This is a genomic window from Streptomyces sp. WG5 (assembly GCF_049974565.1).
Lineage (GTDB): Bacteria > Actinomycetota > Actinomycetes > Streptomycetales > Streptomycetaceae > Streptomyces.
In genome coordinates this window covers 1-571 of record NZ_JBNGGC010000182.1, presented here as the reverse complement: position 1 = coordinate 571, position 571 = coordinate 1, and the positions used below count along the sequence as shown (strand labels likewise).

The 571-nt window shown below is 60.2% G+C and carries 1 pseudogene; it reads right to left on the bottom strand.

The features are described from left to right. Positions 1-268, bottom strand: a pseudogene (locus ACP4IX_RS36515) (IS21 family transposase); the annotation flags it as partial. Positions 269-571 lie beyond the last annotated feature (303 nt).

Below are 571 nucleotides of genomic sequence, written 5' to 3'. Positions count from 1 at the left end.
CTCCCGATGCCCCAGAAGCCGGTGGTCGGGGTGGAGGAATTTGGCCGTCTACGCTCACCGGGCCGGTGGTCACTTCCCCGGGGGAATTTGCCTCCGCATCAGCCCGCAGCGCCCGGTAACGCCGGATCGTCTTGCGGTCGACCCCCGTCAGCCTGTGGATCTCGCGCTGGCTGGCGTTGCGATCGAGTAACGTAAATACCGTGCTTTGCAGGTGTGGCTTCAAGACGTTCAACTCCCCGGCCCCTTGCTGGTTAAAGGGACCGAAAATAAACGTCCTGCCTGATCGGCTACCGCTGTTCAGCGGCGCTGACCGCGATTATCGAGTGGGGGAGTTTCAAGTGACCATACCCGGGGGATTTTGACCGACCCACGGGGCCGTCGCGGAGTTGGTAGGAATTGAGGGTGGCGTAGTCTCCGGGGTGATCAACCTCGAATCATCCGGCGTTGAAGCGTCGGACTGGAGACTACGCCATGACCAAGCTTACCACGAAGCCTGATTCCATGCAGCCTGCGACTGAGATGGCTGTTGATCTTTTCGATAACTGGTTCGACCCGATCGAGACCGAGGTAC